This window comes from Pseudomonas sp. Ors-4-3C, assembly GCF_055755035.1.
The window spans coordinates 5019160-5045708 of the sequence record NZ_CM146900.1; the positions used below are offsets into that span (position 1 = coordinate 5019160).

General features: G+C 61.2%; 19 protein-coding genes. 15 read left to right on the top strand and 4 right to left on the bottom strand.

All coding sequences use genetic code 11. The features are described from left to right. Positions 1 to 133: 133 nt before the first annotated feature. The 3 genes from ACVHNU_RS22720 (at position 134) to ACVHNU_RS22730 (ending at position 2229) form a co-directional block, all read left to right on the top strand. Positions 134 to 1099: an L-carnitine dehydrogenase gene (locus tag ACVHNU_RS22720; protein WP_473018343.1), complete on the top strand. Its 966-nt coding sequence runs from the start codon at positions 134 to 136 to the stop codon at positions 1097 to 1099. Between the two features lie 127 nt (positions 1100 to 1226). Further along, on the top strand, positions 1227 to 1703 hold the full coding sequence (locus tag ACVHNU_RS22725) for a thioesterase family protein (RefSeq protein ID WP_473018344.1): 477 nt from the start codon (positions 1227 to 1229) through the stop codon (positions 1701 to 1703). Positions 1704 to 1965: 262 nt separating this feature from the next. Continuing rightward, the gene (locus tag ACVHNU_RS22730) at positions 1966 to 2229 is read left to right on the top strand and encodes a hypothetical protein (RefSeq protein ID WP_103304375.1); all 264 of its coding nucleotides are present in this window, start codon (positions 1966 to 1968) and stop codon (positions 2227 to 2229) included. A gap of 153 nt (positions 2230 to 2382) precedes the next feature. Here the strand turns inward: ACVHNU_RS22730 and gbdR are convergent, their stop codons facing one another. Both gbdR and ACVHNU_RS22740 read right to left on the bottom strand, forming a co-directional pair. Further along, entirely contained in the window at positions 2383 to 3486 is a 1104-nt protein-coding gene (gene gbdR, locus ACVHNU_RS22735; protein ID WP_201136384.1) for a choline metabolism transcriptional regulator GbdR, read from the bottom strand. A gap of 550 nt (positions 3487 to 4036) precedes the next feature. Further along, positions 4037 to 5413 (bottom strand): L-serine ammonia-lyase, encoded by a 1377-nt coding sequence (locus ACVHNU_RS22740; RefSeq protein ID WP_003228991.1) that lies wholly within the window; start codon positions 5411 to 5413, stop codon positions 4037 to 4039. 434 nt (positions 5414 to 5847) lie between these two features. On the opposite strand from ACVHNU_RS22740, the gene ACVHNU_RS22745 reads away from it, so the two are divergent. From ACVHNU_RS22745 to choV, 3 genes are all read left to right on the top strand, one after another. Next, entirely contained in the window at positions 5848 to 6795 is a 948-nt protein-coding gene (locus ACVHNU_RS22745; RefSeq protein WP_003228992.1) for a choline ABC transporter substrate-binding protein, read from the top strand. Between the two features lie 66 nt (positions 6796 to 6861). Further along, entirely contained in the window at positions 6862 to 7707 is an 846-nt protein-coding gene (gene choW, locus ACVHNU_RS22750) for a choline ABC transporter permease subunit (RefSeq protein WP_007962645.1), read from the top strand. Continuing rightward, positions 7704 to 8882 carry a choline ABC transporter ATP-binding protein gene (choV, locus tag ACVHNU_RS22755; protein WP_473018345.1) on the top strand — a complete coding sequence of 393 codons (1179 nt, stop codon included), beginning with the start codon at positions 7704 to 7706 and terminating at the stop codon, positions 8880 to 8882. Before choW ends, choV begins: the two co-directional genes overlap by 4 nt. 201 nt (positions 8883 to 9083) lie before the next feature. On the opposite strand, the gene betT is transcribed toward choV, so the two are convergent. Beyond that, positions 9084 to 11081, bottom strand: a complete 1998-nt coding sequence (gene betT, locus ACVHNU_RS22760; RefSeq protein WP_210556465.1) for a choline BCCT transporter BetT — start codon at positions 11079 to 11081, stop codon at positions 9084 to 9086. Positions 11082 to 11509: 428 nt separating this feature from the next. On the opposite strand from betT, the gene betI reads away from it, so the two are divergent. From betI to yccS, 9 genes are all read left to right on the top strand, one after another. Beyond that, positions 11510 to 12130, top strand: coding sequence for a transcriptional regulator BetI (gene betI, locus ACVHNU_RS22765; protein WP_003228996.1), 621 nt, complete (start codon positions 11510 to 11512; stop codon positions 12128 to 12130). Positions 12131 to 12192: 62 nt separating this feature from the next. Then, a complete protein-coding gene (gene betB / locus ACVHNU_RS22770; RefSeq protein WP_003228997.1) occupies positions 12193 to 13665 on the top strand; it encodes a betaine-aldehyde dehydrogenase in 1473 nt (490 codons plus the stop codon). 180 nt (positions 13666 to 13845) lie between these two features. Then, positions 13846 to 15549, top strand: a complete 1704-nt coding sequence (gene betA, locus ACVHNU_RS22775; RefSeq protein ID WP_262141324.1) for a choline dehydrogenase — start codon at positions 13846 to 13848, stop codon at positions 15547 to 15549. 271 nt (positions 15550 to 15820) lie between these two features. After that, positions 15821 to 17263: a TldD/PmbA family protein gene (locus ACVHNU_RS22780; protein WP_473018346.1), complete on the top strand. Its 1443-nt coding sequence runs from the start codon at positions 15821 to 15823 to the stop codon at positions 17261 to 17263. Continuing rightward, a complete protein-coding gene (locus ACVHNU_RS22785) occupies positions 17263 to 18600 on the top strand; it encodes a TldD/PmbA family protein (RefSeq protein WP_103485212.1) in 1338 nt (445 codons plus the stop codon). Before ACVHNU_RS22780 ends, ACVHNU_RS22785 begins: the two co-directional genes overlap by 1 nt. A 187-nt stretch (positions 18601 to 18787) precedes the next feature. Next, positions 18788 to 20227 (top strand): multidrug transporter subunit MdtD, encoded by a 1440-nt coding sequence (gene mdtD, locus ACVHNU_RS22790; protein WP_400508897.1) that lies wholly within the window; start codon positions 18788 to 18790, stop codon positions 20225 to 20227. A gap of 231 nt (positions 20228 to 20458) precedes the next feature. Then, positions 20459 to 21844, top strand: a complete 1386-nt coding sequence (dbpA, locus tag ACVHNU_RS22795) for an ATP-dependent RNA helicase DbpA (RefSeq protein ID WP_103485210.1) — start codon at positions 20459 to 20461, stop codon at positions 21842 to 21844. A 152-nt stretch (positions 21845 to 21996) separates the two neighbouring features. Next, positions 21997 to 23175 carry a BaiN/RdsA family NAD(P)/FAD-dependent oxidoreductase gene (locus ACVHNU_RS22800; RefSeq protein WP_201136379.1) on the top strand — a complete coding sequence of 393 codons (1179 nt, stop codon included), beginning with the start codon at positions 21997 to 21999 and terminating at the stop codon, positions 23173 to 23175. 227 nt (positions 23176 to 23402) lie between these two features. Further along, the gene (gene yccS, locus ACVHNU_RS22805; protein ID WP_202369044.1) at positions 23403 to 25586 is read left to right on the top strand and encodes a YccS family putative transporter; all 2184 of its coding nucleotides are present in this window, start codon (positions 23403 to 23405) and stop codon (positions 25584 to 25586) included. A 127-nt stretch (positions 25587 to 25713) separates the two neighbouring features. Here yccS and ACVHNU_RS22810 read toward each other — a convergent pair whose 3' ends face one another. Continuing rightward, positions 25714 to 26451, bottom strand: coding sequence for a substrate-binding periplasmic protein (locus ACVHNU_RS22810; RefSeq protein ID WP_103522145.1), 738 nt, complete (start codon positions 26449 to 26451; stop codon positions 25714 to 25716). Between the last annotated feature and the right edge of the window lie 98 nt (positions 26452 to 26549).

The following is a 26549-nucleotide window of genomic DNA, read 5'->3' on the forward strand; positions in this document are numbered from 1 at the left end:
TCATTTCCCCCCTGTGGGAGCGGGCTTGCTCGCGAAGGCGGTGGCTCTGCCCATAAAGATGCGTCGGATGTACCGGCCTCTTCGCGAGCAAGCCCGCTCCCACAGTTTTTTGTGCCAAATTCAGGAAATCACCATGAGCTTTATCACCGACATCAAAACCTTCGCCGCCCTTGGCAGCGGTGTCATCGGCAGCGGCTGGGTCGCGCGCGCCCTCGCCCATGGCCTCGACGTGGTGGCCTGGGACCCGGCGCCTGGCGCTGAAGCCGCGCTGCGCAAACGTGTGGCGAATGCCTGGGGCGCGCTGGAGAAAAACGGTCTGGCGCCCGGCGCCTCGCAGGATCGCTTGCGCTTTGTCGCGACCATCGAGGAGTGCGTGCGCGACGCGGATTTCATTCAGGAAAGCGCCCCGGAACGCCTTGAACTGAAACTGCAACTGCACAACAAAATCAGCGCAGCGGCCAAGCCCAATGCGCTGATCGGCTCCAGCACCTCGGGCCTGTTGCCGAGCGAGTTCTACGAGAGCTCGACCCACCCGGAACGCTGCGTGGTCGGCCATCCGTTCAACCCGGTTTACCTGTTGCCGCTGGTGGAAGTGGTCGGTGGCAAGCACACCGCACCAGAAGCGGTGCAAGCGGCAATGAAAGTCTACGAATCCCTCGGCATGCGTCCGCTGCATGTGCGCAAGGAAGTACCGGGATTCATCGCTGACCGTCTGCTCGAAGCGCTGTGGCGTGAGGCGCTGCACCTGGTCAACGACGGCGTAGCGACGACTGGCGAGATCGACGACGCGATCCGTTTTGGCGCCGGGCTGCGCTGGTCATTCATGGGCACTTTCCTGACCTACACCCTTGCCGGTGGCGATGCCGGAATGCGTCACTTCATGTCGCAGTTCGGCCCGGCGTTGCAGTTGCCGTGGACCTATCTGCCGGCACCGGAACTGACCGACAAGTTGATTGACGATGTGGTCGATGGCACCAGCGACCAGCTCGGCCGCCACAGCATTTCGGCGCTGGAGCGCTATCGTGATGATTGCCTGCTGGCGGTGCTGGAGGCGGTGAAAACCACCAAGGAGAAGCATGGAATGAGTTTCAGCGAGTAATCCTTGCTCAGCAGTTCCGGCCCCTTCGCGAGCAAGCCCGCTCCCACATTGAAATGCGCTCACCTGTGGGAGCGGGCTTGCTCGCGAAGACGGCAGCCCAGCCACCATCAATGTTGGATCTGACACCATGCCCAGCCTCACCACCTACCAAACCCGCATCATCCCCGACTGGGTCGACTACAACGGCCACCTGCGCGATGCCTTCTACCTGCTGATTTTCAGCTACGCCACCGATGCCCTGATGGACCGTCTCGGCATGGACAGCAACAACCGCGAAGCCAGCGGTCATTCGCTGTTCACCCTCGAACTGCACCTCAATTATCTGCACGAAGTGAAGCTCGACGCCGAGGTCGAAGTGCGCACGCAGATCATCGGTCACGACAGCAAACGCCTGCACCTCTATCACAGCCTGCACCTTCCCGGCGACGACAAGGAACTGGCCGGCAACGAGCAGATGCTGCTGCACGTCGACCTCGCCGGCCCGCGCTCGGCACCATTCACTGTGGACACCCTTAGCCGCCTGCAAGCCATGATCGCCGAGCAGTCCGATCTACCCGCCCCCGCCTACGTCGGTCGCATCATCGCTTTGCCACCGGCACGGTAAGCATGCGGCACGCAAAAAAAGCCCCGATACAAGCCGTGACAGGATCGGGGCAGAGAGTACTGTTGAGGAGCTGCCAGTCGAGGGTGACCAAACCGTCGTGTAGCGAGCTGAGGCCAGTGTGCCCACTCCCCTGGGCGGTCAGTTAGCCGAAAACGACCTGTTCATAGCCGTCGCAGCCACTGCGACAAATCGCCCTTGCCGTCACTTCCCGTGCCTACCAGAATCGAGCCACGACCTCCGTTACCGAAGAAGGATGCGCGCCATGATGTACGCCGATTTGATCGATCAGGAAGACCTGTTGGGCCAGCTCAAGGCATTGGGGTTTCAGGTGCCGAGCGGCTCAACCGCCGAGCAGGCCTGTGAGTGCGCGGTGCGCGGTCTGGATAATGTTCGCGCGTTTGAACTGCGCAAGATGGTCAAGGACATGTACACCAGCGGCGCCAGTATCCAGCCAGCGGTGCGTCAGGCGATCGACAAGCAGTTGTTGCCGGCATTGGCGCAATACCAACAGACCCACAGCGCCTGACGAACAACTGTGGCGAGGGAGCTTGCTCCCGCTGGGCCGCGAAGCGGCCCCAAACCGGCAGATGCACTGTTCCAGATAAATCGCATTCGCAGGTTTTACGAGCGCTTCGCGCTCGAGCGGGAGCAAGCTCCCTCGCCACAAAAACTTTCCGGTCTACAACCTTACGCTGGCAAACGTCGACTCATTACGCGCCTGACTCAACGCCGACAGCGGCCCCGACAGCGGCGACATCACGATTGCCTGCGGCAGTGGCAGCATCGCCACTTGCTGGGTGGTGTTAGAGCCTACGCGTTCGTCACGCGGTGGAATGCCGAAGTATTCGCGGTAGCACTTGGAGAAGTGCGGGGTCGAGACGAAACCACACACCGACGCCACTTCGATGATCGACATCGGCGTCTGCTTCAGCAACTGCCGCGCACGAATCAGGCGCAGCTTGAGGTAGTAGCGCGACGGCGAGCAGTGCAGGTATTTCTGGAACAGGCGCTCCAGCTGTCGACGCGACACGGCGACGTACACCGCCAGTTCGTCGAGGTCGATCGGCTCTTCCAGGTTGGCTTCCATCAGCGCGACGATTTCCTGCAGCTTCGGCTGGTTGGTGCCGAGCATGTGCTTGAGCGGCACGCGCTGGTGATCCTGCTCGTTGCGGATACGCTCGTAGACGAACATTTCCGAGATCGCGGCAGACAGTTCGCGACCATGATCGCGGCTGATCAGGTGCAGCATCATGTCCAGCGGCGCGGTGCCGCCGGAGCTGGTGAAACGGTTACGGTCGAGGGTGAACAGACGAGTGCTCATCGCCACGCGGGGGAAAGCTTCCTGCATCGCCGCCAGACATTCCCAGTGCACGCTGCAATCGAAACCGTCGAGCAGACCGGCGCAAGCCAAAGCCCAGCTGCCGGTGCAGACGGCGCCGAGACGTTTCGATTGACGGGCCTGGCTCTGCAACCAGGACACGTGTTCACGGGTCACGGTACGTTGAATGCCAATGCCGCCGCAGACGATCACGGTGTCCAGGGGCGGGGCTTTGTGCATGGAGGCATCGGGGGTGATTTGCAGACCGTCACTGGCCCACACCTGGCCGCCATCGACCGTCAGGGTGCTCCAGCGATACAGCTCACGACCGGACAATTGGTTGGCCATGCGTAGCGGTTCAACCGCAGAGGCCAGAGAAATCAGCGTGAAATTGTCCAGCAGCAGAAAGCCGATGGATTGAGGCGCACGGTTCTGGGGTTGGGCCCCGGAGTTGAACGACGTCATCGCGGTATCTCCTCACACAAAGCGGGTGATGGCCTCAGGCGGAGGCTCTTGTTATTGCCGGCGTTCTCGCGTGGGAGACGGGCTTTGTTATGACAGAGCAATTGCCATGCCTAAAATTGAATGGCTGTTCAATAACTCCTGAAAACGACGTCGCGACGTGTCTATTCAAGACGTCCGACGAAAGGTATTTCGAAGTGCCATCAGCGGCGGTGAAAGCCCTGCCCCGCTGCCTGTGAGCAGATCGGTAGCACTTGTGGGAACAGGCTTGCGCGTGGTTGTTTCAGAGTGTCACCGCAAGCACGGGTGACGGACGGTAGGGGGTGCGAATGGCGCACTGTGGGTGGGAAACACTCTTATCTGATTGCGACGCGCCAAAAGGTGGCGCGATTTGATTAGCGTGTGCACTTGGTGAGCAGTTTTGACTGGTCTGGCCCCTTCGCGAGCAAGCCCGCTCCCACATTGGAAGCGGGTGTTCACAAATTCTGTGTTCACTGTAGATCCACTGTGGGAGCGGGCTTGCTCGCGAAGAATTCCACTCGGTATTGCTGATTCAGCACTCAACCGCACTGACCGCCAACCCACCACGTGACGTCTCTTTATATTTGTCATGCATATCCGCGCCGGTATCGCGCATGGTGCGGATCACCCGGTCCAGCGAAATGAAGTGCTGACCATCGCCACGCAAGGCCATCTGCGCCGCGTTGATCGCCTTCACCGCGGCAATCGCGTTGCGCTCGATGCACGGCACCTGCACCAGGCCGCCGACCGGATCGCAGGTCAGACCAAGGTTATGTTCCAGGCCGATTTCCGCCGCGTTGCACAATTGCTCCGGCGTCGCGCCGAGAATCTCCGCCAGTCCCGCCGCCGCCATCGCGCAGGCCGAACCGACCTCGCCCTGGCAGCCGACTTCGGCACCGGAGATCGAAGCGTTCTTCTTGCACAGAATGCCCACCGCCGCCGCCCCCAGAAAGTAGTCGACCACGTTGGCGTCGGTGACCGCTTCGCTGAACTTCATGAAGTAGTGCAACACCGCCGGGATAATCCCCGCCGCGCCATTGGTCGGTGCGGTGACCATGCGCCCACCCGCCGCGTTTTCTTCGTTGACCGCGAGGGCAAACAGGTTGACCCACTCCATGGCACTGAGGGTCGAGCCGATCACGTTGGGTTTGTTCAATTCCTGCAGGCTGCGATGCAGCTTGGCCGCGCGCCGCCGCACATTCAAACCGCCAGGAAGAATGCCTTCGTGCTTGAGGCCCTGCTCGACGCAATCCTGCATCGCCCGCCACAACTTCATCAGCCCGGCACGGATTTCCTCTTCGCTGCGCCAGACCTTTTCGTTGGCCATCATCAATTCGGCGACGCGCAGATTGTTCTGCTTGCACAGCTCCAGCAGCTCCACCGCGCTGGAAAAGTCATAAGGCAATTCGGTGCGATCCAGATCGACCACGCCGCTGGATGCCTGCGCTTGATCCACGACAAAACCGCCACCGACCGAATAGTAGGTGTCACGATGAATCTCGCCGTGATCGCCTTCGGCAATCAGGGTCATGGCGTTGGGGTGGAACGGCAGGTTCTCGTCGATCAGACGCATGTCGCGGGCCCAGACAAACGGCACCGACAAGCGCCCATCCAGCAGAAGTGTGTGGGTTTCGCGCAGCGCCTGAATCCGCGGGCCGATCTGCGAGGGGTCGATTGCGTCCGGCCACTCGCCCATCAGGCCCATGATCACTGCGTTGTCGCTGCCGTGCCCGATACCGGTGGCCGACAGCGAACCGAACAGTTGCACCTCTATACGCCGTACCTGCTCCAGCAGGAATTTGTCGCGCAACGACTCGACAAACAGGGCGGCGGCGCGCATCGGCCCGACGGTGTGAGAACTGGACGGGCCAATGCCGATCTTGAACAGGTCGAAAACGCTGATAGCCATTGCTGCAGAGCTCCTGAGGATGCCGTTCCCGGGCATTAAGCGCCCGCTGGCGGAGCTGCTACGCTCAAGCTGCGATCCGCCGGAATGCCCGCATCATCAGGCTTTTGCCGGGTCGCTCGGCGTCTGACACCGACGCACTCATGCCCACCAACGCCGTGCCGGTTTTCTCCCGTGTTTTCGCCGTTTTTATGCGGTTCAGATGGCCAGACGGGGCAGAAAAAAGCTGTAAACGACGTCACTGACACTGGATGCGACCATCCCTGTACTGGATACGACCCACCCTGTAGGCGTCAGATTTTCACTGGTACATGATCGTTATGACTCGATTGCAAGGCGCCGTGGTAGAGCTGTCTCCAGAACGCCATCCAACCGCAACCTATAAGTGCGGTGGTCCAGTCGGAACACTGCCAAAAAAAACACCAAGGAGTCCATCCATGAAAGGTTCCCCGTCGTTGTTGTTGGCCGCCATGCTGAGTCTGCCGTTACTGGCTCAAGCTGCAGAACCCGCTCAGTGCAGTACCGTGAACTTCTCCGATGTCGGCTGGACCGACATCACCGCCACCACCGCCACCACCTCGGTGGTGCTCGATGCGCTCGGCTACAAGACCAAGACCACCATGATTTCCGTGCCCGTGACCTACAAGTCGCTGGCCGACGGCAAGAACATGGACGTGTTCCTCGGTAACTGGATGCCGACCATGGAAAACGACATCAAGGCCTACCGTGACGCCGGCACCGTGGAAACCGTGCGCACCAACCTCAAGGGCGCCAAGTACACCCTCGCCGTACCGCAAGCCTTGTATGACAAGGGCCTGCATGACTTCGCCGACATCGCCAAATTCAAGAAGGAACTCGACGGCAAGATCTACGGCATCGAGCCTGGCAACGACGGCAACCGCCTGATCCAGAGCATGATCGACAAAGACGCCTTCGGTTTGAAAACCGCCGGCTTCAAGGTCGTCGAGTCGTCCGAAGCGGGCATGCTCTCGCAGGTCGACCGCGCACAGAAACGCGACACCGCCGTGGTCTTCCTCGGCTGGGCGCCGCACCCGATGAACAAGCGCTTCAAGATTCAATACCTGACCGGCGGCGATGACTTTTTCGGCCCCGATTTCGGTGCTGCCACCGTGGCGACCAACACTCGCAAGGGCTACAGCACCGAATGCAGCAACGTCGGTCAGCTGCTGAAAAACCTGGAGTTCACCGTCGACATGGAAAGCGAACTGATGGGCAACATCCTCGACGACAAGATGAAGCCTGACGCGGCCGCCAAGGCCTGGCTGAAAAAGAATCCACAGGTGCTCGATACCTGGCTCGCTGGCGTGACCACCATTGACGGTAAACCAGGCCTGGAGGCCGTGAAAGCCAAGCTCGCACAGTAATTGCCTTACGCCGGGCGAGTTCGCTCGCCCGGGCTGTTTATTCCTTGCATGCGGACGTTCACTACCATGCTGATTGATCAGAAAATCCCTTTAGGCCAGTACATCGCGGGCTTCGTTGAATGGTTGACGCAACACGGCGCCAGCACCTTCGACGCAATCGCCGTGACACTGGAAACGATGATCCACGGCGTGACGTTTGCGCTGACCTGGTTCAATCCTTTTGTGTTGATCGGCCTCATTGCCCTGCTCGCACATTTCATCCAGCGCAAATGGGGGCTGACTGTTTTTGTGATTGCCTCGTTCCTGCTGATCCTCAACCTGGGGTACTGGCAGGAAACCATGGAAACCCTCGCCCAGGTCATGTTCGCGACCCTGGTCTGCGTGGTCATCGGCGTGCCGTTGGGCATCGTCGCCGCGCACAAACCGATGTTCTACACACTAATGCGTCCGGTACTCGATCTGATGCAGACCGTACCGACCTTCGTTTACCTCATTCCTACCCTGACCCTCTTCGGGCTGGGTGTGGTGCCGGGCCTGATCTCCACGGTGGTGTTCGCCATCGCTGCGCCGATCCGCCTGACCTACCTGGGCATCCGCGATGTCCCGCAAGAACTGATGGACGCCGGCAAGGCCTTCGGCTGCTCGCGTCGCCAATTGCTCTCACGGATAGAACTGCCTCACGCCATGCCGAGCATCGCTGCCGGCATCACCCAGTGCATCATGCTGTCGTTGTCGATGGTGGTGATCGCGGCACTGGTGGGCGCCGACGGACTCGGCAAACCGGTGGTCAACGCACTGAACACTGCTGATATCGCCCTGGGCTTCGAAGCAGGCCTGGCGATCGTACTGCTGGCGATCATGCTCGACCGTATCTGCAAACAACCCGACGCCAAAGTAGGGGGTGACGCATGAGCATAATTCGCTTCGAAGACGTCGACGTAATCTTCTCCAAGGATCCACGCGAGGCGCTCAAGCTGCTGGATCAGGGCATGACGCGTAACGAGATCCTGAAAAAGACCGGACAGATCGTCGGCGTGGAAAAAGCCACGCTGGATATCAACAAGGGCGAGATCTGCGTGCTGATGGGCCTGTCCGGCTCCGGCAAGTCGAGCCTGCTGCGCTGCATCAACGGCCTCAACACCGTGAGTCGCGGCAAGCTGTTCCTCGAGCACGAAGGCAAGCAGATCGACATCGCCTCCTGCACCCCGGCCGAACTGAAGATGATGCGCACCAAACGCATCGCCATGGTGTTCCAGAAGTTCGCTCTGATGCCGTGGCTGACCGTGCGCGAGAACATCAGCTTCGGTCTGGAAATGCAGGGCCGACCGGAAAAGGAACGGCGCAAGCTGGTCGACGACAAGCTCGAACTGGTCGGCCTGACCCAATGGCGCAACAAGAAGCCCGATGAACTCTCCGGCGGCATGCAGCAGCGTGTCGGCCTGGCCCGGGCGCTGGCGATGGACGCCGATATTCTGCTGATGGACGAACCGTTCTCGGCACTCGACCCGCTGATCCGTCAGGGCCTGCAGGACGAACTGCTGGAGCTGCAACGCAAGCTGAGCAAGACCATCGTGTTTGTCAGTCACGACCTCGACGAGGCGCTCAAACTGGGCAGCCGCATCGCGATCATGAAGGACGGCCGGATCATCCAGTACAGCGTGCCGGAAGAGATCGTGCTCAATCCGGCGGATGACTATGTACGCACCTTCGTGGCCCACACCAATCCGCTCAACGTCCTGTGTGGCCGCAGCCTGATGCGCACGCTGGACAACTGCAAACGCATCAACGGTTCGGTGTGCCTCGACCCGGGTGGCGATTCGTGGCTGGATCTGGCCGAAGGCAACACCATCAAAGGCGCGCGGCAGAACGGTTCGGTGCTGAACCTGCAGAACTGGGCACCGGGGCAAGCGGTGGAAGCGCTGGAGCGCAAGCCGACACTGGTGGATTCGAATATCGGCATGCGCGATGCGTTGCAGATTCGTTATCAGACCGGCAACAAACTGGTGCTGCACGACAACAACCATGTGGTGGGGATTCTTGGCGACAGCGAGCTGTATCACGCGCTGCTGGGCAAGAACCTGGGGTAAGAACCCCGCAGACACAAAAACGCCGCGAGAGGATCGCGGCGTTTTTGTTTGTACAGAAATTTGACCTGAAACACGGACAACTGTGGCGAGGGAGCTTGCTCCCGCTTGAGTGCGCAGCACTCACAAATTCTTGGGGTCGCTTCGCAACCCAGCGGGAGCAAGCTCCCTCGCCACAACAGCTTTGCCGCATTCACTCAAGGTTTAGCTATACACCCGGCCAAGGAGCTGCCGATGGCTTTCAAACTGATCGAGCACATCGCGTGTGATCTGATCCTGCGTGAAGCCCATCAGGTCGTAATCCTGGCTGCCGTTGTGCAGGTACACCTCGGCGCGGTAGTAACGCTGGCGCGCTTCATCGGACTGGGCCGATTCGGTCGGGGTCGCCAGATAACCGTCCAGGCTCACTTCGTAGACGAAAGGGTTGCCCTCTTCCATCTCGACGCGCACGCCCATGCAGCGCTTGGATTTGCCCAGCAGCGTCTGCACTTCCAGACCCTGCGCACGCATTTGTGCGGCAGCGTCTTCCAGCGCCGGGCTGACCTGCTTGTCCATGAAACGCTGCACCACCGATTGGCTCGGTTGCAGGTCCAGCTGCGTCAGACGCTCGCTGAAGCCACGACGCCCGCGCTCGGCCAGTTGCGCCTGCTCCTGTTCGATCTGCACGTCCTGACGCATCGCCTTGTGCAGGCCGAACATGAAGAACACCAGCACCACCGAGAACGGCAGACCGGCCAGCACCACCATGGTTTGCATGGCTTCGAAGTTACCGGCGAACAGCAGACCGATGGTCACCAGCGTGATCACCACCGACCAGAAGATCCGCAGCCAGTGCGGCGCATCTTCATCAACGTTGCCGCCCTTGCAGGACAGATTCGCCATCATCACCGCGCCGGAGTCGGCCGGGGTCAGGAACAGCACGAAACCGACGAAGATCGACACACCGATGACGACTTTCGACGCCGGGTAGTGTTCCAGCAACTGGTAGATCGCCATCGACGGCTGTTCCAGCGCCGTCTTGCCGAGTTCCACCGCCCCCTGGTTCATCACCAGATCCAGCGCCGAGTTACCGAAGATCGACAACCAGGCCAAGGTGAAGCCCAGCGGGATCAGCAGCACGCCGGCCACCAGTTCACGCACGGTACGACCGCGGGAAATACGCGCGATGAACATGCCTACGAATGGCGCCCAGGAAATCCACCAGGCCCAGTAGAACAGGGTCCACAGGCCCAGCCAGCGGTCGGACTTGGCGCTGTCGCCTTCATAGACGTACAGGTCGAAGGTTTTCAGCACCACGCCGTTGAGGTAGTCGCCGATGTTCTGCACGAAGCCGTTGAGCAGGTGCAGGGTCGGGCCGAACAGCAGAACGAAAATCAGCAGACCGCTGAACAGCACGATGTTCAGGTTGGACAGACGACGGATGCCGTTTTCCACACCGGACACGGCAGCGATGGTCGCCACGGTGCTCATCACGATGATCACGATCAGCAGGTTGGTGTTGCTGTGTTCCATGCCGAACAGGTTTTCCAGGCCGGAGGACACTTGCAGCGAACCGATCCCCAGGTTGGTCACCAGACCCAGCAGGGTCACGAACATGCCGAAGCCGTCCACTGCGTGACCGGCCGCGCCTTTGACCCAACGCTCGCCGACCAGTGGATACAGCGCCGAGCGCAATGCCAATGGCTGGTTATGACGGTAAGCGAAGTACGCCACGGCCAGACCGACCAGTGCGTAGATCGCCCAGCCGTGCAGGCCCCAGTGCAGGAAAGTCAGTTGCACCGCCTGACGCGCGGCCAGGTTGGTGGCCGCTGCGCCTTCCGGCGGATTGAAGTAGTGATCCAGCGGCTCGGAGGCGCCGAAGTACAGCAGCGAAATACCGATACCCGACGAGAACAGCATCCCCGCCCAGGCGCCGTAACTGAAATCCGGGGTGTCGTCCTTGCTGCCCAGTTTGAGTTTGCCGTAGGAGGAAAACGCCAGGCCCACCACAAACACCAGGTAGGCGGCGATCACCACCATGTAGTACCAGCCGAAGCTGCGCGACAACCAGGCCTGAGCGATACCCAACAATCTGCCGGCCTCTTGCGGGGCGATGATCAGAATGGCGGTCAACAACAGAATCAACGCGGTAGAGGTGTAAAACACCCAACCGTTGACCGTCACCTTCTCGGGCGGGGTCTTTATAAGAGAGGCAGAACTCATGGCACAAATGCTCCAGGCAGTGCGAGAGAAGAACACAAGGCAACACGGAACCCGACCAATCGGTTAGTTGGCAGCCGACCGGCGGGTGATATAAAGACACCCCGAAAAAAGCCCGAACCTGCCGAAATGGCGTTGCGAATCGCTTTCGTGGCCAAAGCTGTGCGGACGTTCATCCGAAACCTGGCCCCGAGCGTCTTGCCCTTTCAACACGTCCATCGAATAGCGAACCGCGCCATGCCCCACGCAGGTTTCAAGCATTTTCGGATGTCGTTTTATCGCCATTTACAAGCAGAAAAAATCTGTAGGCAGCGACGATTTGTCGCAGATCTTATTCTTTGTTGATTGAACGTTCAATCAAAACAAAATAGACTGGCCCTCAATCCGATAGGCGTTTATCGCCCGTCGGAAGGCCTAAGGAGATGTGCAAGATGCCCAAGGTCGGTATGCAACCCATCCGCCGCCAACAACTGATCGAAGCCACGTTGCAAGCGGTCGATCAGGTCGGAATGGGGGACGCCAGCATTGCGCTGATCGCCCGTTTGGCCGGTGTCTCGAATGGCATCATCAGTCATTACTTTCAGGACAAGAACGGCCTGATCGCCGCCACGATGCGGTATCTGATGAACGTCCTCAGCGAGAACGTCACCGCGCGCCGTCAGGCGCTGGCAGACAGCAGCCCACGGGCGCATCTGCAGGTGATCATCGAAGGCAACTTCGACGCCAGCCAGGTCAATGGCCCGGCAATGAAAACCTGGCTGGCCTTCTGGGCCACCAGCATGCACCAGCCGTCTTTGCACAGGTTGCAGCGGATCAACGATCACCGTCTGTATTCCAACCTGTGCTGCGAGTTCCGCCGTGTGTTGCCGCTCGAAGAGGCGCGCAGCGCAGCGCGTGGACTGGCAGCGTTGATCGACGGCTTGTGGTTGCGCGGCGCGCTGTCGGGAGACGCTTTCGACACGGCGCAGGCGCAACAGATCGCTTACGAATACATGGATTTCCAATTGGCCAAGCAGGTGAGCCAGAGCACACAGAAAACGCTCGGCACCTGAACCGCCACCGCAGTTTCAGCGCGGTGGTCGACGCCAACCACTAATGCACTTGCGAGGACACTATGGCCCGTTTCGAACTGCAAAAACTCTACATCGATGGCGCGTACTCCGACGCTGGCAGCGATGCCACCTTCGAAGCCATCAACCCGGCGAACGGTGAAGTCCTCGCCCAAGTGCAACGTGCGACCAAGGAAGACGTCGAGCGCGCTGTGGTCAGCGCTGAAAAGGGCCAGAAAATCTGGGCTGCGATGACCGCCATGGAGCGTTCGCGCATCCTGCGTCGCGCCGTCGACATCCTGCGCGAGCGCAACGATGAACTGGCTGCTCTGGAAACCCTGGACACCGGCAAGGCTTACTCCGAAACCAAATACGTCGACATCGTCACCGGCGCCGACGTGCTGGAATACTACGCAGGCCTCGTGCCGGCGATCGAAGGCGAGCAGATCCCGCTGCGCGACACGTCCTTCGTCTACACCCGTCGCGAACCGCTGGGCGTGGTTGCCGGTATCGGCGCGTGGAACTACCCGATCCAGATCGCGCTGTGGAAATCCGCACCAGCCCTGGCGGCCGGTAACGCGATGATCTTCAAGCCAAGCGAAGTCACCTCGCTGACCACCCTGAAACTGGCCGAGATCTACACCGAAGCCGGCCTGCCAAACGGCGTGTTCAACGTACTGACCGGCAGCGGCCGTGAAGTCGGCACCTGGCTGACCGAGCACCCGCGCATCGAAAAAGTCTCCTTCACCGGCGGCACCGACACCGGCAAGAAAGTCATGGCCAGCGCTTCGGCTTCGTCGCTGAAAGACGTGACCATGGAACTGGGCGGCAAGTCGCCGCTGATCATCTGCGACGACGCCGACCTCGATCGCGCCGCCGACACCGCGATGATGGCCAACTTCTACAGCTCCGGTCAGGTTTGCACCAACGGTACTCGCGTATTCGTACCGAGCCACCTGAAAGCCGCTTTCGAAGCCAAGATCGTCGAGCGCGTAGCGCGCATCCGCATCGGCAACCCGGAAGACGAAAACACCAACTTCGGCCCACTGGTCAGCTTCGCCCACATGGAAAGCGTGCTGGGTTACATCGCCAAGGGTAAAGAAGAAGGTGCCCGCGTCCTGTGCGGCGGCGAGCGTCTGACCGACGGCGAATTCGCCAAAGGCGCCTTCGTCGCGCCGACCGTGTTCACCGATTGCACCGACGAGATGACCATCGTCCGTGAAGAAATCTTTGGCCCGGTGATGGCGATCCTCTCCTACGAGACCGAAGAAGAAGTGATCCGCCGCGCCAACGACACCGACTTCGGCCTGGCCGCCGGTATCGTCACCAAAGACCTGAACCGCGCACACCGCGTGATTCATCAACTGGAAGCCGGTATCTGCTGGATCAACGCCTGGGGCGAGTCCGACGCAAAAATGCCGGTGGGCGGTTACAAGCAGTCGGGCGTGGGTCGTGAAAACGGCATCAGCTCGCTGACCAACTACACACGCATCAAATCGGTACAGGTCGAGCTGGGCGATTACGTTTCGGTGTTCTAAGCCCCGAGTCTTGTATTGCCTGCGAGGGCCTCTTCGCGGGCAAGCCCGCTCCCACAGGTCTGGAGTCGTCCATCAAATCTGTGGCAGCTCCCAATCCTTGTGGGAGCTGGCTTGCCAGCGATTCGAGTGCGCAGCACTCGCCGAGGTCCTACCTGACCACATCTAAAGAGGGTGCATTCAATGTCCCAAGAATTCGATTACATCATCATCGGTGCCGGCTCGGCCGGTAACACCCTGGCGACCCGTCTGACTGAAGACGAAGGCGTCACCGTGCTGCTGCTCGAAGCCGGAGGCCCGGACTACCGTTTCGACTTCCGCACACAAATGCCGGCCGCGCTGGCATTCCCGCTGCAGGGTCGTCGCTACAACTGGGCGTACGAAACCGATCCAGAGCCACACATGGACGGTCGCCGGATGGAATGCGGTCGCGGCAAAGGCCTCGGCGGCTCTTCGCTGATCAACGGCATGTGCTACATCCGTGGCAACGCGATGGACTATGACAACTGGGCGAAACTGCCAGGTCTGGAAGACTGGACCTACCTCGACTGCCTGCCGTACTTCCGTAAAGCGGAAACCCGCGACATCGGCCCGAACGACTACCACGGTGGCGACGGCCCGGTCAGCGTGACCACGCCGAAGGCGGGCAACAACCCGCTGTTCCACGCCATGGTTGAAGCTGGCGTGCAGGCCGGTTACCCGCGCACCGAAGATTTGAACGGCTACCAGCAGGAAGGCTTCGGCCCGATGGACCGCACCGTGACGCCGAACGGCCGTCGTGCTTCCACCGCCCGTGGCTACCTCGACGTCGCCAAAAAGCGTTCGACCCTGACCATCGTCACCCACGCCCTGACCGACAAGATTCTGTTCGAAGGCAAGCGTGCGGTTGGCGTGCGTTACCTGGTCGGTTCGGCGGAAGAGCGCGTTGAAGCCAAAGCGCGCAAAGAAGTCCTGCTGTGCTCCGGCGCCATCGCTTCGCCACAGATTCTGCAGCGCTCCGGTGTCGGCCCGGCAAAACTGCTGGAAAGCCTCGACATCCCGGTCGTCCACGACCTGCCGGGCGTGGGTGAAAACCTGCAGGACCATCTTGAGCTGTACCTGCAATACGCTTGCACCCAACCGGTCTCGCTGTACCCGTCGCTGCTCTGGTACAACCAGCCGGCCATCGGTGCCGAGTGGCTGTTCAACGGCACCGGTATCGGCGCCAGCAACCAGTTCGAAGCCGGCGGTTTCATCCGGACTCGCGAAGAGTTCGAATGGCCGAACATCCAGTACCACTTCCTGCCGGTGGCGATTAACTACAACGGCAGCAACGGTGTAAAAGAGCACGGTTTCCAGGCGCACATGGGTTCCATGCGTTCGCCGAGCCGTGGACGCATCCAGGTCAAATCCAAGGATCCGCGCCAGCACCCGAGCATCCTGTTCAACTACATGGCCACCGAGCAGGACTGGCAGGAATTCCGTGACGGCATCCGCCTGACCCGCGAAATCATGCAACAGCCGGCACTGGACGCCTTCCGTGGCCGCGAAATCAGCCCGGGCATCGAAGTGCAAACCGATGAGCAGTTGGACAAGTTCATCCGCGAGCACGCCGAAACCGCGTTCCACCCGTCCTGCTCGTGCAAGATGGGCACCGACGAGATGGCCGTAGTGGATGGCGAAGGTCGCGTGCACGGCATGCAGAGCCTGCGTGTGGTCGATGCTTCGATCATGCCGATCATCACCACCGGCAACCTGAACGCGCCGACGATCATGATGGCCGAGAAAATCGCCGACAAGATCCGTGGCCGCAAACCGCTGCCGCGCAGCACCGCAGCGTACTACGTCGCTGGCAATGCGCCGGTGAAAGGCAAGCCGATGCGTGATATCACCCCGGCTGCTCAGTAAGACGTAATACCGAGGCGCTACCTTCGTCGGAACGCCGCCCGGAGACAAGCTCGCTCCCACATTGGAATGCATTTCAAATGTGGGAGCGAGCCTGCTCGCGAAGGAGCCCTCACATTCAGCACAAATTCCCCTGCTGCACAGTAAATCCTCCTACACCCCCTCTTCACTTGATCCTACCCCCACGCAGGCCTACTCTAGACCTCGCGCAACCGTTTCACCCCTCCCCGCCGAATCGCTTCACCCCGCAACTCCATAACAAGGAGGTTCCCGAATGTTCGATTTCCACCCCCAGCTCAAGCAGCGCTTCGCTGCCTTGCGCACGGGCGCCGAGTTTTTTTCCCTGCGGTATGTACGCGAGTCCGGCCAATACCTGTCGGTGCGCAAGAACGTCGCCGAGCCACCAAGCCTGAGCCGCGACGAAGGGGCGATGCTCACCGTGCGCGTCAACGGCGTTGAAGCCTACGCGGCGACCAACGACCTGTCGCAGCAAGGCCTGCAAGCCGCCCTGGAACGCGCCGAACAACAGGCCCGGCGACTGAAACCCCACGCCCTGCTCGACCTGCGCGACCAGCCAGTGTCGAGTGACCGCGCTGATTACTTTTCGCCCAATCTCGAGCAACCCTTCCCGTCCCTGAGCGAATGCTTCGAGCTGCTCGGCGCGGAATCCGCCTCGGTGCCAAAGGATGAGCGCCTGGTGAATTGGGAAGCGAGCATCGGCATCACCCATGTCGAACAGATCTACCTGAGCAGCGCCGGTGCCGAATTGCGCCAGGCCCAGCGCTTCGTCTACCCGAGCCTGGATGTCACCGCCTACGACGGCAACGACAGCCAGACCCGCTCCCTCGGCCGCGAGAACTTCGGCCAGCAGGGCGGCGCGGACGTGATCAGCCGTTGCGGCCTGGTCGGCGCCGGCCCGAAAGTGGCCGATCAGGCCCTGCAACTGCTGCTCGCGCCGAACACCCCGCAAGGCCCGCGTGATCTGTTGCTGATGCCCGACCAGATGATGCTGCAGATCCACGAGTCCATCGGTCACCCGCTGGAGCTGGACCGCATCCTCGGTGACGAGCGCAACTACGCCGGCACCAGCTTCGTCAAAACCAGTGACTTCGGCAGCCTGCAATATGGCTCGAAGCTGCTCAACGTGACCTTCGATCCAGACATTCCCGAAGAACTCGCCAGCTACGGCCACGATGACGACGGCACCAGGGCCAGCAAACAATTCCTGATTCGCGAAGGCTTGCTGCTGCGGCCACTGGGCGGCGCGCTGTCGCAGTTCCGCGCCGGTCTCGACGGCGTTGCCAACAGCCGCGCCTGCGGCTGGAACCGGCCGCCGATCGACCGCATGGCCAACCTCAACATCGAGCCGGGCGATCAGTCGCTGACGCAACTGATCAGCGGCATCGAGCATGGCATTCTGATGAGCACCAACCGTTCGTGGTCGATTGACGACGCGCGCAACAAATTCCAGTTCGGTTGCGAGTGGGGTCAGTTGATCGAGAACGGTGAACTTAAAGGTGTGGTGAAAAATCCGAACTACCGGGGCATATCCGCGCACTTCTGGAAGAGTCTGCGCGCGGTCGGCGATGCCGGCACCCGGATGGTGCTGGGCACGCCAAACTGCGGCAAGGGCGAGCCGAACCAGGTGATCCGCGTCGGCCACGCTTCGCCGGCCTGCGTATTCAGCAACGTTGATGTGTTTGGGGGAGACGCCTGATGAGCATTTCGAAGAGTCAGTCCGACGCCTTCAAGGTCATCGTCAATTGGCTGCGCGACAGTGTGCGCGAGCCGGAACAGTTCACGCTCAGCTATGCCGCCGAATCGTCGGCGTTCGTCCGTTTCAACCACGCCAAGGTGCGTCAGGCCGGCCAGGTGCAGCAAGCCGACGTCGGGCTGAAACTGATCAACGACGGCCGCCACGCTGACCTGCACATCACCCTGTCAGGTGATCAGGAAGCCGATCTGCAACGCCTCGCCGAAGGCCTGCAGCAACTGCGCGAAACCCTGCCGCTGCTGCCGCAGGATCCGTACCTGCTGCTCAACCACAACGGCTGGCAGAGCAACAACGTGCAGGAACACCCGTTGCCGGACACCGAGCAGGTGGTCGAGGAAATCTGCACCGCTGCTGAAGGTCTGGATCTGGTCGGTTTCTATGCTGCCGGCCCGATCAGCCGTGGTTTCGCCAGTTCCTCGGGGGCGTTCGGCTGGCATCAGGCCAACAGCTTCAACTTCGACTTCAGCCTGTTCCACGAAAATGGCGAAGCGGTAAAGGCCAGCTACGCCGGGCACGACTGGAGCAGCGAAGGCTTCGCCCGACGCTTCCAGCAGGCCCGCGAGCAACTGGCGTTCCTCGGTCGCCCGCTACGTACTCTGGCACCGGGGCAATACCGGGCTTATCTGGCGCCGGCCGCGCTGGAAGAAATCATGGGCATGCTCAGTTGGGGCGGTTTCTCGGCGCAGTCGATTGCCAGCAAGAGCAGCCCGCTGCAGAAGCTGTATGTCGGCGATCAGACGTTCAGTCCACTGGTATCGCTGGATGAGAAAGTCAGCGAATCGTTGAGTCCGGCGTTTTCCGCCGAGGGTTATCCGCGCAGCGATCTGCGGCTGATCGTCGAAGGCAAGGCCGGTGATCAATTGGTCGGTTCACGCAGTGCCGCCGAATACGGCCTGACCGCCAACGGTGCCAGCGGCGGCGAATCGCCGAGCGCACTGAACATGGCGGCCGGTGATCTGTCACAGGCAGAGATTCTCAAGCAGTTGGGCACCGGGTTGTACATCAGCAACCTGTGGTACCTGAACTTCTCGGATCAACCGGCGGCGCGCCTGACCGGCATGACCCGCTTCGCAACGTTCTGGGTCGAGAACGGCGAAATTCAGGCGCCGGTCAGCACCATGCGTTTCGACGACAGCGCCTACAACCTGCTGGGTTCGCAGCTGGAAGCGTTGACCGCCGAGCGCGAGTTGCTGCTGTCGGCGAGCACGTACAGCCAGCGCAATACCTCGTCGGCACTGCTGCCGGGGGCGCTGGTGAGCCGACTCACGCTAACGCTATAACACTGTGGCGAGGGAGCTTGCTCCCGCTGGGGTGCGAAGCGCCCCCAAAACCTGTCAACTCGGTGTTCCTGTAATACCGGGTTGGCTGAATTTACGGCTGCTGCGCAGCCGAGCGGGAGCAAGCTCCCTCGCCACAAAAGCTTCAAGCCAGGACAAGCATTCGGATCAATAACCCACAAGAGGTTCCATGCCCACACGCCCGCCTCTCGACGCCATTACCGCCCGCTGGTTGCCGTGGGTCGTCGCCATTGCGTTCTTCATGCAGTCCCTCGACGGGACCATCCTCAACACCGCCCTGCCGGCCATGGCCAAGGATCTGGCCGAAGACCCGTTGCGCATGCAGGGCGTAGTCATCGCCTACATGCTCACCGTCGCCTTGCTGATTCCGGCCTCGGGCTGGATCGCCGACCGCTTCGGCACCAAGAAAATCTTCTTCGGTGCGATCCTGCTGTTCAGTTTCGGCTCACTGCTCTGCGCGTTATCCAGCAGCCTGACCATGCTGGTCGGCGCGCGGGTCATTCAGGGCCTCGGTGGTGCGCTGATGTTGCCCGTCGGGCGGCTGGTGGTGCTGCGCGCCTACCCGCGTTCGGAACTGGTGCGGATCATGGGGTTCATCACTATTCCCGGACTGCTCGGCCCGCTGATCGGCCCGACCATGGGCGGCTGGATGGTGCAATACCTGACGTGGCACTGGATCTTTCTGATCAACCTGCCGGTCGGCCTCATCGGTTGCTACGCGGTGTGGAAATTCATTCCCGACCTGCGCGGCACCGAGCGCACGCGTTTCGATAGCCTCGGTTTCCTGCTGTTCGGCGCGGCGATGATCCTGATCACCATCGCCATGGAAGGCCTGGGCGAACTGCACTTGCCGCACCTGCGGGTGATGTTGCTGCTGTTCGGCGGGCTGGCCTGTCTGGCGGCTTACTGGCTGCGTGCCGGGCGTGTCGAAAATCCACTGTTCTCGCCATCACTGTTCAAGACCCGGACCTTTGCGGTCGGAATCATCGGCAACCTGTTCGCCCGTCTGGGCAGCGGTGCCCTGCCGTTTCTGGTGCCGTTGCTGCTGCAAGTGGCGCTGGGTTATTCACCGGCGCAAGCCGGGATGAGCATGCTGCCACTGGCGGCGGCGGCAATGATCGCCAAGTGGGTGGCGCGACCGTTGATCGAACGTCTTGGCTATCGCATCGTGCTCACCGGCAACACCCTGGCGCTGGGAATCATGCTGGCGAGCATGGGCCTGGTCAGTGAGCAGACGCCGTACTGGTTGCTGCTGTGCCTGCTGGCGATTCTCGGCGCGATCAACTCGCTGCAGTTCACCGCGATGAACACCGTGACCCTGATCGACCTCGACGACGCCAGCGCCAGCAGCGGCAACAGCTTGCTGTCGGTGGTGGCGCAATTGTCGCTGAGTCTGGGCGTGGCCTGCGCCGGTGCGTTGCTTGGCGGGTTTACGGCGGAGATCGGCAACGATGGCGTCGAAACCGTGCTGGGCGCGTTCCAGCTGACGTTTGTCACGGTCGGAGTGATGGCGATGCTGGCGGCGACGATCTTCTCGCAACTGTCGAAAGAAGACGGCCGCCGGGTCAAACGCCCGGATGAACATCCCGATGAGCACATCGAACACTGAAAAACAGTGAATGCTTTTGTGGCGAGGGAGCTTGCTCCCGCTGGACTGCGCAGCAGGCCCCCGCTTTTTGAGTTGAAAAGCGGGGCCGCTTCGCGCCCCAGCGGGAGCAAGCTCCCTCGCCACAGATAAATCACCTTGCCTCGGTTTTTAGTCACTGTTCGTCCAGAACTTTCGAGGAAAGTGGCACGGGGCTGCTACACTGCGCGACATTTTGTTTTGCAGGCCAGTCCCGTGACCACCATCGCCACCGCTTTTAATACTCTGCCGCTGTCCGCCGCCATGCTGGCTAACCTCGAATCCCTCGGTTATGCCCAGATGACGCCGATCCAGGCGCAGAGCTTGCCGGTGATCCTCAAGGGGATGGACCTGATCGCCCAGGCCAAGACCGGCAGCGGCAAGACCGCCGCGTTCGGCATCGGCCTGCTGAACCCGATCAACCCGCGCTACTTCGGTTGCCAGGCGCTGGTGATCTGCCCGACCCGTGAGCTGGCCGACCAGGTCGCCAAGGAAGTCCGGCGTCTGGCCCGTGCCGAAGACAACATCAAGGTCCTGACCCTGTGCGGCGGCGTGTCGTTCGGCCCGCAGATCGCTTCGCTGGAGCACGGCGCGCACATCATCGTCGGCACCCCGGGACGTATCCAGCAGCACCTGCGCAAGGGTTCGCTGGTGCTCGACGGTCTGAACACGCTGATCCTCGACGAAGCCGACCGCATGCTCGACATGGGCTTCTACGACGCCATCGAAGACATCATCGAAAAGACTCCGGCACGCCGTCAGACCCTGCTGTTCTCCGCCACGTATCCGGTGGGCATCAAGCAACTGGCGTCGAAATTCATGCGCGATCCGCAAACGGTGAAAGCCGAAGCGTTCCATGACGACACGCAGATCGAACAGCGCTTCTACGAAATTTCTCCGGAAGAGCGCATGAGCGCAGTGACCAAAGTCCTGCACCACTTCCGCCCGGACTCCTGCGTGGCGTTCTGCTTCACCAAGCAGCAAGTGCAGGAAACCGTTGACCACCTGACCTCCAAAGGCATTTCCGCCGTCGGCCTGCACGGCGATCTGGAACAGCGTGACCGCGATCAGGTGCTGGCGATGTTCGCCAACCGCAGCACTTCGGTACTGGTTGCCACCGACGTTGCTGCCCGTGGCCTGGACATCGATGCGCTGGACATGGTGATCAACGTCGAACTGGCCCGCGACTCGGAAATCCACATTCACCGCGTCGGCCGTACCGGTCGTGCCGGCGAGAAAGGCATTGCGGTCAGCCTCGTTGCGCCGTCCGAAGCGCATCGCGCGCAAGCCATCGAACAGCTGCAGAAAGCTCCGCTGAACTGGGATCAGGTCGACAACCTCAAGTCCCAGGGCGGCGCCCCGCTGCAGCCACCGATGAGCACCCTGTGCATCGCCGGCGGGCGTAAAGACAAAGTGCGTCCGGGCGACATCCTCGGCGCACTGACTGGCGACGCCGGCATCCCCGGCGCCCAGGTCGGCAAGATCGCGATCTTCGACTTCCAGTCGTATGTGGCGGTTGAACGCACCGTGGTCATGCAGGCGCTGCAGCGCTTGAACAACGGCAAGATCAAGGGCCGTTCGCTGCGCGTGCGGGTTTTGTAAACGATCTTCGCCCCAAAGAAGATCTCCTGTGGGAGCGGGCTTGCTCGCGAATGCAATCTGTCAGTCGACATCATGTTGAATGACACACCGCTTTCGCGAGCAAGCCCGCTCCCACAGTTTGTTTTGTAGCGACCCACCAAGAGGACACCGTTTTGCGCTCTACCGAAGTCGTGATCATTGGCGCTGGCGCCGCAGGGTTGATGTGTGCACTGACCGCTGCCGGGCGTGGGCGTCAGGTGTTGCTGCTCGACCACGCGAACAAGGCCGGCAAGAAAATCCTGATGTCCGGTGGTGGCCGCTGCAATTTCACCAACATGTACACCGAGCCGAGCAATTTCCTCTCGCACAATCCGCATTTCTGCAAATCGGCACTGGCGCGCTACACCCAGTGGGATTTCATCGGCATGGTCGCCAAGCACGGCGTGCCGTACCACGAGAAGAAACTCGGCCAGCTGTTCTGCGATAACAAATCCAGCGACATCCTCGGCATGCTGCTCGACGAGTGCGATCAGGTCGGCGTCGAGCTGCACCTCGACACCTCGATCCAGACCATCGAGAAAGTCGAGAACGGTTACCTGCTCGACACCACCCTCGGCCAGCTCCAGTGCCAGTCGCTGGTGATTGCCACCGGCGGTCTGTCGATCCCGACGCTGGGCGCTACAGGCTTCGGTTATCAGGTGGCCAAACAGTTCGGCCATGAACTGCTGCCGACCCGCGCCGGACTGGTGCCGTTCACCATCACCGACCAGCTCAAGGAACTGTGCACCGAGCTGTCCGGTACTTCGGTGGATTGTCTGGTCAGCTGCAACGAGCAGAGCTTTCGCGAGAACATTCTGTTCACTCACCGTGGCCTCAGCGGCCCGGCGATTCTGCAGATCTCGTCGTTCTGGGAGCCGGGCGATACCGTGGAGATCAACCTGCTGCCGGACCACGACACCGCGGCATGGCTGCAACAGCAAGTCGCCGAGCGCCCGAACAGCGAGCTGAAAACTTTGCTTGGTGAAATCTTCACCAAGAAGATGGCCAATCTGCTGGCGGACAACTGGTTCGTTTCCAAACCGATGAAGCAGTACACCCATGCCGAACTGGCGCAGATCGCCGACAAGCTCGGCAGCTGGAAAGTCGTCCCGGCCGGCACCGAAGGCTACCGCACCGCCGAGGTCACGCTGGGTGGCGTCGACACCCGCGAAGTGTCGTCCAAGACCATGGAATCGCTGAAAAGCCCTGGCCTGTATTTTGTCGGCGAAGTGCTCGACGTCACCGGGCATCTGGGCGGTTTCAACTTCCAGTGGGCCTGGGCCTCCGGCTACGCGGCTGCGCAGTACGTCTGATCCAACACAAATCAAAAACTGTGGGAGCGGGCTTGCTCGCGAATGCGCTGGATCAGTCGACATACATGTTGAATGACACACCGCTTTCGGGAGCAAGCCCCCTCCCACAGTTGTTATGTGGGATGCAGTAAGGAACACTTTTTGCTGTCAGATGTGATCGGCGCCATTGCGTCGGCGTCATTACTGGCTCAATTTAGCGGCATCGCCTCGGAAGGCCTTCGCACTTCATGTCCTCGACCTCGTTTCGTCAGTCTTTGCGGCGCCTGTGGGCGCTGGATAAATTCAGCTACAGCGTGCGGGTGTTCATCGCCCTGACCGGCAGCATGGCGCTGTGTTGGTATCAGGATGAAATGGGCCTGTTGATCCCGTTGTTCCTGGGGATTATCGCCAGCGCCCTGGCCGAGACCGACGACAGTTGGCAGGGCCGTCTAAACGCACTGGCAGTGACACTGGTGTGTTTCAGCATCGCCGCGCTGTCGGTGGAACTGCTCTTCCCCTACCCCATCGTATTTGCCATTGCTCTGGCACTGGCCAGCTTCGGCCTGACCATGCTCGGCGCGCTCGGCGAGCGTTACGGTGCGATCGCCTCGGCGACGTTGATTCTGTCGGTCTACACCATGATCGGCGTGGATCAGCGCGGCGGCGCGGTCACCGATTTCTGGCACGAACCGATGCTGCTGGTGGCCGGTGCCGCGTGGTACGGCCTGCTCTCGGTGCTGTGGCAAGCGATGTTTTCCAACCAGCCGGTGCAGCAGAGTCTGGCGCGGCTGTTCCGTGAACTGGGTTTCTACCTGAAGCTGAAAGCCTCGCTGTTCGAGCCGATCCGCCAACTGGACGTCGAGGGGCGGCGGCTGGAACTGGCGCAGCAGAACGGTCGAGTGGTGGCAGCGCTGAACAGTGCCAAGGAAATCATCCTGCACCGGGTCGGCAATGGCCGTCCGGGCTCGAAAGTCAGCCGTTATCTGAAGCTGTACTTCCTCGCCCAGGACATCCACGAACGCGCCAGCTCTTCGCACTATCCGTACAACGCGCTGGCCGATGCGTTCTTCCACAGCGACGTGCTGTTCCGCTGCCAGCGTTTGTTGCGCCAGCAGGGCAAGGCCTGCCGCGCGTTGGCCGAATCGATCCAGATGCGCCAGCCGTTCGTCTACGACGCCAGTTTTGCCGAAGCGCTGACTGACCTCGATGCCTCCCTTGAACACCTGCGCATCCAGAGCAATCCGGCGTGGCGCGGCCTCCTGCGTTCGCTGCGCGCACTGGCAGCCAACCTCGGCACCCTCGACCGTTTGCTCAGCGACGCGAGCAACCCGGATGCCTTGGCGGACGCCACCGACAGCAGCCTGCTCGACCGCTCGCCGCGCAACCTCAAGGACGTGTGGATTCGTCTGCGCACGCAACTGACGCCGACTTCCCTGCTGTTCCGCCATGCCCTGCGCCTGCCGCTGGCGCTGAGTATCGGCTACGGCATGGTGCACCTGATTCACCCGTCGCAGGGTTACTGGATCATCCTCACCACCCTGTTCGTCTGCCAGCCGAACTACGGCGCAACCCGGCGCAAACTCGGGCAGCGGATTCTCGGCACCGCCATCGGCCTGACCGTGGCCTGGGCACTGTTCGATCTGTTCCCCAGCCCGCTTGTGCAGTCGTGCTTCGCGATCGCCGCCGGGGTGGTGTTCTTCACCAACCGCACCACGCGCTACACCCTGGCGACCGCCGCAATCACGATCATGGTGCTGTTCTGCTTCAACCAGATCGGCGATGGCTACGGGCTGTTCCTGCCGCGCCTGTTCGATACCCTGCTCGGCAGCCTGATCGCCGGCCTGACGGTGTTCCTGTTCCTGCCGGACTGGCAGGGTCGACGCCTGAATAAAGTGCTGGCCAACACCCTGACCTGCAACAGCATCTATCTGCGCCAGATCATGCAGCAATACGCCGCCGGCAAGAGCGACGACCTCGCCTATCGCCTAGCCCGCCGCAACGCGCACAACGCCGATGCGGCGTTGTCGACCACCTTGGCCAACATGCTGATGGAGCCGGGGCATTTCCGGAAGGAGGCGGATGTCGGCTTCCGTTTCCTGGTGCTGTCACACACTCTGCTCAGTTACTTGTCCGGACTGGGCGCGCATCGCGAAACGCAGCTACCGGCGGACGTGCGCGAACAGCTGATCGACGGTGCCGGGGTGAAACTGGCCGCGAGCATCGACGATATCGCCCAGGGGCTGGCGAACAAGCAGCCGGTGGCGATTCAGAGTGACGAAGAGGAAGCACTGGCCAACGAGCTGGAGCAGATGCCGGACGAGATCGATGAAGGGCAACGGCTGGTGCAGACCCAACTGGCGTTGATCTGCCGGCAGCTGGGGCCATTGCGGACGTTGGCGGCGCATTTGATCAAGGACACCAGCGAAGCCTGAGTTTTGCGGTGTTTGTCAGGGCCTCTTCGCGAGCAAGCCCGCTCCCACAGGAGAACGCATTCCAAATGTGGGAGCGGGCTTGCTCGCGAAAGGGCCATCAGCCACACAGCCATTTCCGGATCAGCCCCTACATCCCATGCTGACGCAACAACCGGTCATAACTCCCATCCGCCTTCATCGCCGCAATCGCCTTATCAAACCCGGCCACAATCTGTTCATGCTCAGGGTTCTTCAGGCTCACCAGAATGTGCAGGCTGTTCTCGCTCAACGGCTTGGGCAAAAACTCCACGGCGTTGCGCACTTTGGGTGACTCCCGGGCCAGGTAATAACGCGCGACGTATTCATCTTCCAGGGTCAGTTTGACTCGATCCGCCGCGAGCATGCGCACGGCCATGGCGAAGTTATGCACAGGGACTTTCTCGAGCGCGGTATCCGCATCGAACGCCTGCGAGTAGGCATAGCCGCGCACCACCGCCACCGGATAGGTGTGCAGTTGCTCCAGGTTGCTGTAGTCCAGCGGCGTATCTTTGCGCTTGAGAAAGCGGATGCGATTGAGCAGGTATTCGCCAGAGAACTGGCCGAGTTTGGTGCGTTCGTCGTTGTACCAGGCGTTGACCAGAACGTCGTAGCGCCCCTCGCCAACCCCCAGCAGCGCCCGCGCCCACGGCACCTGCTCGTAGTCGCTGGCATAACCGGCCCGCGCCAGCGCGGTGCTGACGATGTCGGTGGCCAGGCCGCCGTTGACCAGCGTGTCGTCGGTAAACGGTGGCCAGATATCGAACACCAGCCGCAACTTGTCCGCTGCGGCGGTTTGGGCCAGCAAGAGCAATCCGACCAACGCAAAGGCTCGATGCAGTCGCGGCATGCTTGAAAATCCTTAGCGGGCGAGTTGCCCGGCGTGTTTTCAGTCAAAACCCCAAGGCCCCTTACCGGCGAAACCCAGGCCCTAACATTAGCTCATTG